Here is a 3,031-nt window from a genome sequence, read left to right as displayed (position 1 = left end):
CATTGGTTGGATGAGCGACCATCTCTGGGAATTGGCGCTTTAACTGATGATAGCGCTCCAAGCTAATAATCGGATTCTTAAAAAAACTACCCGCATTACCACTTTCTCTCGGATCGGGGAGTTTTTCTTTTCTGACCTGACATACGAGACGGTAAATATCATCGGCAGAACAATCGGCAGGTAAGCTTTTTAAAGGGCCATAAGAAAGATTCGGAGTCCATGACTTAGACAGCATTAAACCTACCGCGATAATAATCGCTTTATTACTGAGCGCGTGTTTAAAAATAGAGTCTCGATAGCCGAATTGACATTCTGAACGGCTTAATCGCTTAATGCGAAAGGTTTTGAGACATAAGTAGTCCACATACTGGCAGACATCTTTAAATTCGACACCATAGGCACCAATATTTTGAATTGGTGCCGAGCCTGCGCAACCAGGTATCAATGCTAAGTTTTCCAATCCAGCAATCCGATGCGCAATACACCAGTCAACCAACGCTGGCCAATCCTCACCACCAGCGATATGTAAAAAATGATGATGCATATCTTCTGTATGATCAATTCCAGATAAACGATTGATAATTACTAACCCTTGATAGGGCTCGGTAAAGAGCACATTACTCCCTTTGCCCAGAACTAATTTAGGTTCTTTTTTTAACTCATCATTTTGATAGATACGTATGATTTCATCAACCGAATTAACAATAGCTAACCATTTACATGATTCTTGGATATTAAAGGTATGGTAGGCTTGAAGATTTGCGCTATGATGTAATTGCATGACATTCTTTAAATAAATTAACCTAAGTTCATTCTACAATAGATACTCTATGAAGCCAGATACAAATGCTTACTCTACAGTTTGAACAGATAGAAACCGTGAAGTTACCGTTAATCAAACGTTTCTACAAACTGCACTACTCAACCGCTAAACCCAAAAGCGACGAATTAACTATCGCTGCTTATCAACAAGGAGAGATAAAGGCAGTCGTGCGGTTTCGCTCTATTGCACAGTACCGATTATTAACCGGCATGGCGGTGGCAAGCGATCTAAGAGGGCAAGGCATCGGTCAGCAATTATTAATCTATTGTCAACAAAACATTATGAAACATTTAGACTATTGTTTTGCATACACGCATCTGACATCCTTTTATAATAAAGGCAATTTTTATGCTCTAAAACCAGAGCAACTACCAACAGAATTGCAAGCCCTGTTACAACGATATCAGTCAAACGGAAAAAATCTCATTCCAATGCAGTATATTTAATGATTTATGTTAAAAAACAGCCTCTTTTCTAGCCTTTAATTATACTATTTTGGTAAGATTCTCAGCTCGCAATTTTGTACATACGTAAGGTAAAGCATCACTATGATGGCTCGTAGAAATACATTCGAACAACTGCCCGCTATTGCACAAGACCCCAGCAAGTTTCGTGTATTGTTTTCAGCGAAAGAGTTCAGAACCCATCTTATTGACTCCATTCGTCAAGCTAGCAAACGTATCTATATTGTTGCGTTATATCTCGAAGATGATGAAGCCGGAAGAGAAATACTCACCGAGCTTTACCAAGCCAAACAACGTAATCCGGGGTTAGATATTATTATTTGTGTCGACTGGCATAGAGCTCAGAGAGGCCTAATTGGTGCACAAAATTCAACCGGGAACGCTGCTCTTTATTGCTCCTTACAAAAACAATATAGCCATTGTATTCCGGTTTATGGTATCCCTGTCCGAGGAAAAGAAGTTTTTGGTGTCTTACACCTAAAAGGCTTTATTATTGATGATCAAGTCATCTATAGTGGAGCGAGTATCAATAATGTTTATTTACATTATCATTCACGTTATCGCTTTGACCGCTACCATACGCTAGAAAATAAAACGCTTGCCGATAGTATGGTGACCTTTATTCAGCGAGAAATGCTTGAGCACCCAGCGGTTAACGATCTAGCCTGTGACAATAAACCCAAAACGAAAGATATAAAGTTTGATATTCGACAATTTCGAGCCGCACTAGCACTCGCTAACTACCCTTTTAAGCCGGAAAAAGTAGCTTCAAGTCAAGTTGCGGTGACACCACTGGTTGGTATAGGTAAACGTCGCAATCATCTCAATCAAACTATTGTAGATTTGATAGCCCAAGCAAACGAAGAAATTTTCATCTGTACACCTTATTTTAACTTTCCTAAGTCTGTGGCGAAAGAAGTAAAAAAAGCCCTTAAACGTGGTGTTAGTGTTCATTTGATTGTAGGCGATAAAACAGCCAATGATTTCTACATTCCACCGCAAGAGACATTCAAAACCATCGGTGGGCTTCCCTATTTATACGAGCTAAATCTACGTAGATTTGCCAAAATTAATGAAGCCAATATTGCTAGCCGAAAATTATCCATACATTTATGGAAAGATGCGGATAATAGCTTCCATCTGAAAGGAATTTGGGTTGATAAGCGCTATATGTTAATTACAGGGAATAATCTGAATCCTCGAGCGTGGAAACTCGATTTAGAAAACGCCATTCTAATTAAAGATGAAAACCAACATCTCACCGCAAAATTTGAACAAGAGATGGAAAATATTCTGCAGCATACACAGTTAGTTTGCACCTATAAACAAATAGAAAAACTAGACAATTATCCAGATACCGTACAGAAGTTGATAAGAAGAGTCACTCGAGTGAAAGCCGATAGAGTATTAAAGCAAATCCTTTAATACAATCTAAATAAATAGATGATCTAATTAACTCCATTCAATATCAGGATGGATTTACTCACTTGCCGACTACCTGAAACTCCAAGTTGTTTGGATAGAAAAAGGTCGTCATGCGGTGGTCGCTATGGATGGCGCAAGCTAGCATACCTGCGATATTGCCGATCACTTCCATAATATCAGCGTGATCAAGCTTCCTCCCTACTCACCAGGGTTATACCAATCTAAATAAAAATATGATCTAATTAAGGCTATTTAACTACTACCGTCATTCATCATGAATAGCCTTAATAATATCAACTTTAAAAAGCTCGCCAGTCAA

3 protein-coding genes are annotated in these 3,031 nt (G+C 38.7%); 2 read left to right on the top strand and 1 reads right to left on the bottom strand.

What is annotated here, in order from left to right; genetic code table 11:
• On the bottom strand, window positions 1–781 hold a 781-nt coding region (murB, locus tag B7C60_RS00560; RefSeq protein ID WP_245868344.1), incomplete at its 3' end, for a UDP-N-acetylmuramate dehydrogenase.
• A gap of 65 nt (window positions 782–846) precedes the next feature.
• Between murB and B7C60_RS00555 the strand changes: the two genes are divergently transcribed.
• Window positions 847–1,269: a GNAT family N-acetyltransferase gene (locus tag B7C60_RS00555; RefSeq protein WP_099609990.1), complete on the top strand. Its 423-nt coding sequence runs from the start codon at window positions 847–849 to the stop codon at window positions 1,267–1,269.
• 102 nt (window positions 1,270–1,371) lie between these two features.
• Entirely contained in the window at window positions 1,372–2,712 is a 1,341-nt protein-coding gene (pssA, locus tag B7C60_RS00550; RefSeq protein ID WP_099609989.1) for a CDP-diacylglycerol--serine O-phosphatidyltransferase, read from the top strand.
• Window positions 2,713–3,031: the final 319 nt, after the last annotated feature.

The organism is Vibrio fujianensis (genome assembly GCF_002749895.1).
Taxonomy (GTDB): domain Bacteria; phylum Pseudomonadota; class Gammaproteobacteria; order Enterobacterales; family Vibrionaceae; genus Vibrio; species Vibrio fujianensis.
The sequence above is the reverse complement of the archived record's forward strand: the minus strand, read 5'-3'. Positions and strand labels throughout refer to the sequence as shown.